The sequence below is a fragment of the Candidatus Burkholderia verschuerenii genome (genome assembly GCF_001189365.1).
GTDB classification, from domain to species: Bacteria; Pseudomonadota; Gammaproteobacteria; order Burkholderiales; family Burkholderiaceae; genus Caballeronia; species Caballeronia verschuerenii.
The window spans coordinates 1-4,829 of sequence record NZ_LFJJ01000284.1 but is presented as its reverse complement, the minus strand read 5'-3'; the positions used below and the strand labels follow the sequence as shown (position 1 = coordinate 4,829).

The window sequence follows — 4,829 nt, the reverse complement described above, 5'->3', positions numbered from 1 at the left end:
CTTTAAGCGTATCAAGCATTTTCGTCGCGTCGCCACTCGATATGACAAACTCGCCCACAGCTACCTCACCTTTGTCTCCATCGTGTCTGCCTTCGGGCCGCTCTTAAATGTGAACAGGACCTAGCGTTGAGCGCACCGAATTTTGCCCGACACGTCCCCGTGCACCTTGATAGAAGCTTGCAGGCGAATGCCACGTGCAAGCTTCCGTCTCGCGTGTTGCGAAGTTGCGGGTTGGCTGTCCTTGAGATGAGTCCAAGTCGGTTTTCATTCAGAGACGGAACTCGTGCGAGACCTGATTTCGCTTTACGCCTTGAGATCCTTCGAGGCGGCTGCTCGGCTTTCTAGCTTCCACAAAGCAGCTGCAGAACGGAATCTTACTCCAGCTGCAGTTGCTCATCAGGTAAAGCGCCTCGAAGAGGATCTTGGGGTCGAACTGTTCCGTCGGCTTCATCGAGGCGTCGTCCTGAATGAGCATGGTCGCGAGTTCCTGCTGGCGGTTGAATGAGCGTTTTCCGAACTGCGCAACGGCGAGGCGCGCGTGCGCATGCGTCACCGATTCGGGTCGTGGCGCTACACGGATTCATCGAAAAATGGCTAGCTCCCCGTCTGGTCAAACTTCGGGCGCAACACCCGACTCTACGCATTGAGCTATCGGCCTCCGAAAAGCCTATCGACCTGGACGCTAGCACGCACGATGTCTGGATTAGCCACGTGAGCGAACCACCCTATCCAGGAAAATCAGAGTTGCTCTTCGCCACGCGGATCTCGCCTGTTTGCACTCCCGCTATCGCAAGTACCTTGTCGGATGTCGGTGACGAAGCATTTATTCTTGAACATATGCATCTGTACGACACTTTTTGGCGCGACGACTGGAGACACTGGTTTGAGACTCAGGGAAAACCCGCTCACTCAAACGGCAAGGAGTGGCTCGGCTTCGATCTTTACAGCATGGTCATACAGGCAGCGGTAGACGGAATGGGATTGGCCATCGGACACGACGCGCTCATCGAAAAAGAACTGTCGTCGGGTCTACTTGTGGCGCCGTTCGCCGCCTCTGTTGAATCCCCCAAAAGTTTTACGTGACGTATCGGTCGGGCCCGCTATCAGACGACGTAAGGGCATTCCACGACTGGCTCCGCGTCGAGTCAGCACAACAGCGAGACCGCAATTGGTCAAAACCCGCGACGTCGTGAATGCTGGGCACTTTCCGCGCTTGATAGCCAAGCATTCGCAATAAGGTAATCGTAGCTGGGTTCCAAGTATCTATTGTGGGAGATCCATGAAGAACGATAGCCATTTCGAGTCGAGGACTGATCCAGCCACACCGTCCAAGACAGTCCGCCTGAAGGCGTTGCGCGTGCTCACTGGTTTGGTATTAGTGGCCATCGGCGCTGCCACTTTGATCGATCTGATGCACTGAATGTGACTGCTAGGAAATCGCTTTATGCAAAACGCCGCCACGGTTGCAATTTGTCATCGAGGCCCGCGCGCTTGATGTACACGAGATGCGAGCGCTGAAGCCGGCGAAGCGCTACACGCTCGCCGTGCTGTTCATTCTCGCGCAGCGGCAGAAGGCGCTCGACGACGTCGCCGAGATTTTCATCAAGACCGTGCGCAACCTCGAAAACACCGGCAAGCTGCGACTTCAGCAGTACCAGCTCGCGCATGCCGACCAGTTGCAGTCACTCGTCTGCCAGTTCCGCGACGTGCTGAACGTACTGCAGGATGACGAAGCGTCCGCGGCCGCGCGGATCGCGCAGATGCGTGCGGCGCTGAACGACGACCCCGACACGGTTCTTATTCGCTGCAACGAACATATCGCACAAGCTGGGAATCACATTTTCTCGTTTCTCCTCGCACCATACAGGAATTTGCGCGCATTGCTTTTCCAGTGCGTAGAGAGTCTGCCACTTCAGGCGAGCTCGCAGGACGATGCGCTGCTCAGGGCGCTCGACTGGCTCAAGATGTACCGGTCGTCTCGACGCGAGTACCTGCTGCTCAGCGATACGGATCTCGCGCAGTTGCCGCTCGGTTGGATTCCGGAGAAGTGGGACCGTTGCGTGTTTCCGGACGGTCGCTCCGCGCGCTTGTTGCACCGCAAGTATTTCGAGTTGTGCGTGTTCAGCCAGATCCTGCGGGAACTGAAATCGGGGGATGTCTACGTCGAGGGCGGCGACCAGTACGACGATCCACGCCAGCATCAGGTCTCCTGGGACGAATTCCGCGAGGAATTACCGCGCTACAGCGAACTCGTCGACTTCCCGATAGACAGCCGCGCTTTCGTGCAGAAGCTGAAGGACGAACTCGGCGCGCAGGCCGACCAGGTCGACGCCGATTTCCCAGAAAACGATCATGTCGAAATCAGCGAGGAGCACGGTCTCATCCTCCACCGGCTCGAGAAAAAGCCCGATCCACCGAACAAATCCTTGATCGTCCAGGCCATGGAAGTGGCAATGCGTCCCGTCAGCATCCTGGATATCCTCACCGAAACGGAACAGTGGTTCGGTCTGCATCGCTCGTTCGGTCCGCTCTCGGGGTTCGAGCCGAAAATCGACGAGCCACGCAAACGCTTCATCACGACTCTGTTCTGCTACGGCTGCAATCTCGGGCCAACGCAGACGGCGCGGTCAGTGAAAAATCTCAGCCGCAAGCAGGTCGCGTGGCTGAATCTGAAATACGTGACCGAGGAGCGTCTCGACAAGGCAATCGTCAAGGTCATCAACGCCTACAACCAGTTCGCGTTGCCCAAATTCTGGGAATCAGGAAAGCGTGTCTCGGCCGACGGCACCAAGTGGAATCTGTACGAGCAGAATTTGCTCTCCGAATATCACATTCGGTACGGCGGCTACGGCGGAATCGGCTACTACCACGTGTCGGACAAGTACATTGCGCTGTTCAGCCACTTCATCCCGTGCGGCGTGCATGAGGCTGTCTACATTCTCGATGGCCTGATGAAGAACGCGTCCGACGTGCAACCTGATACCGTGCATGGAGACACGCATGCGCAAAGTGCGCCCGTGTTCGCGCTCGCGCACCTGCTCGGCATCAAGCTCATGCCGCGCATTCGCGACATCAAGGACCTCATGTTCTTCAAGGCAGACCGGCGCCGGCGCTACAAGAACATCGAGTCGTTGTTTCGCGCGAGCATTGACTGGTCCCTGATCGAACGGCATTTGCCTGACATGTTGCGTGTGGCCATCTCTATCAAGACGGGGCGAATGACGCCGTCGACGATCTTGCGGCGCCTCGGCTCCGAGAGCGTGAAGAACAAGTTGTATTTCGCGTTTCGGGAACTCGGTCGCGTGATCCGCATGATGTTCCTGCTACGGTACATCAACGATCCGGAAATGCGCCAGACCATTCACGCCGCGACGAACAAGAGCGAGCAAATCAACGACTTCGCGAAGTGGCTGATGTTTGGAGGCGAGGTCATCGCCGAAAATGTTCGGCACGAGCAGCGTAAGGTTATCAAGTACAACCAGCTCGTCGCGAATATGGTGATTCTCTACAACGTTCAGTGGATGTCTCGGTGGCTCAAAGCCTTGCAGGAGAAGGGGTTGCCGGTCGACGCTGAAGTGCTGCAGGCGCTCTCGCCGTACCGGAAGGATCACATCAACCGGCTCGGGTCCTATCTGCTGGATCTACGGCGGAGGGCGTCACCGCTTGATCCAAACATCGATTTTTCTTTCCAATCAGCAGCTTAAGGTCATTTTGGCGACAAATCCACGAATCCCGGCCGACCCTCTGTTCGGCGCGGTATCACTCAAGCGTCCACCGGCAGGACTGATTGTTCATTCCGATAGTGGCGCCCAATACTGCTCCCGCGATTATCGGGATCTGGCAAGGCAGATCGGCATAACGATGTCGATGAGCCGCAAGGGCGATTGCTATGACAATGCGCCAATGGAGAGTTTTTGGGGGGCGCTCAAAAACGAACTTGTGCATCACTGCCGGTTCGCAACACGCGCCGAGGCTCGACAGGCAGTCACCGAATATATTGAGATCTTTTACAACCGGCAGCAAAAGCAGGCCCGTCTCGGCTATCTATCTCCTGCTGCCTTCACCCAACAATTTAATAAGATGCAACTCGCAGCTTAGACCATTGCTCTCCACGATTGACGACCGACCTCAACGCCGTTCCGGCTGAAGGTGTTGGAGCACATGTGGCGCGAAGGTCTGTCGTTCCGCGAGGTCACGGCACGATATGACATCCGTCGTCAGGGCAGCGTGGCAAGCTGGGCGCGTCTGTATGATGAGGGCGGTATTGACGCTCTAGCGCCCCGTCGTCGCGGGCGCCCACCGAAGATGACCACCAGCAAGCCCAAGAAGCCCACAGAAGACAAAGCCCCTGACGCGCGCACGCGTGAAGATCTGCTCAAGGAGAACGAGTATCTGCGTGCAGAGGTGCCAGTCATCGCCGAAATCATATCGATAGGGGAAACGATGCCCTTAGTAGGCGAGTGGGTATATCCGTGCTTTGCGAGCATCCCACATCTTGGCATCTTCCGCGAACAGCTCGAGCATATTGTCGTTGTCGTTCATGGCATGCGTTCGCCCATCTACCTCGAAGTCGTGCAGATGCGCATGGTCCATCCGAAGCCTGCCGGCAGGATGTGATACAAGCTTCGCAGCGTAATGTTGCTGTCGATCCCGATTCAGCGCCATACGGGCGGTTCGGTATTGCGCAGTTACACGTGAAGCGTAAATAGTCGGCCCTTCAGAATTAGTCGAAGTCAAGGGTGGCAAGGGGCCGCCGGAAGATCGTGTTTCCCAGAACTCCCAGAAGCAATATTGATCTGAATGGTTTCCTGGGAGTTTGGAACTTCGCC

At 56.6% G+C, this 4,829-nt stretch carries 3 protein-coding genes and 4 pseudogenes; all 7 read left to right on the top strand.

Annotated elements, in window-relative coordinates; all coding sequences use genetic code 11:
* A pseudogene (locus BVER_RS33050) lies at window positions 1–124 on the top strand (IS5/IS1182 family transposase); the annotation flags it as partial.
* Between the two features lie 159 nt (window positions 125–283).
* Window positions 284–505 carry a LysR family transcriptional regulator gene (locus BVER_RS30880; RefSeq protein ID WP_083452409.1) on the top strand — a complete coding sequence of 74 codons (222 nt, stop codon included), beginning with the start codon at window positions 284–286 and terminating at the stop codon, window positions 503–505.
* Window positions 502–1,083, top strand: a complete 582-nt coding sequence (locus BVER_RS27795; RefSeq protein ID WP_083452408.1) for a LysR substrate-binding domain-containing protein — start codon at window positions 502–504, stop codon at window positions 1,081–1,083. The genes BVER_RS30880 and BVER_RS27795 overlap by 4 nt, the downstream gene beginning before the upstream one ends.
* Window positions 1,084–1,279: 196 nt before the next feature.
* Window positions 1,280–1,420, top strand: a complete 141-nt coding sequence (locus BVER_RS32010; protein ID WP_157056270.1) for a hypothetical protein — start codon at window positions 1,280–1,282, stop codon at window positions 1,418–1,420.
* Between the two features lie 40 nt (window positions 1,421–1,460).
* Window positions 1,461–3,704: pseudogene (locus tag BVER_RS27790) on the top strand (Tn3 family transposase); the annotation flags it as partial.
* 40 nt (window positions 3,705–3,744) lie between these two features.
* Window positions 3,745–4,098: pseudogene (locus BVER_RS27785) on the top strand (IS3 family transposase); the annotation flags it as partial.
* A 39-nt stretch (window positions 4,099–4,137) separates the two neighbouring features.
* A pseudogene (locus BVER_RS30875) lies at window positions 4,138–4,407 on the top strand (helix-turn-helix domain-containing protein); the annotation flags it as partial.
* Between the last annotated feature and the right edge of the window lie 422 nt (window positions 4,408–4,829).

Bases quoted from the DNA above. Each gene is read 5' to 3' on its own strand.
- BVER_RS27795 (WP_083452408.1), top strand. From the start codon at position 502: ATGAGCGTTTTCCGAACTGCGCAACGGCGAGGCGCGCGTGCGCATGCG.
- BVER_RS32010 (WP_157056270.1), top strand. From the start codon at position 1,280: ATGAAGAACGATAGCCATTTCGAGTCGAGGACTGATCCAGCCACACCG.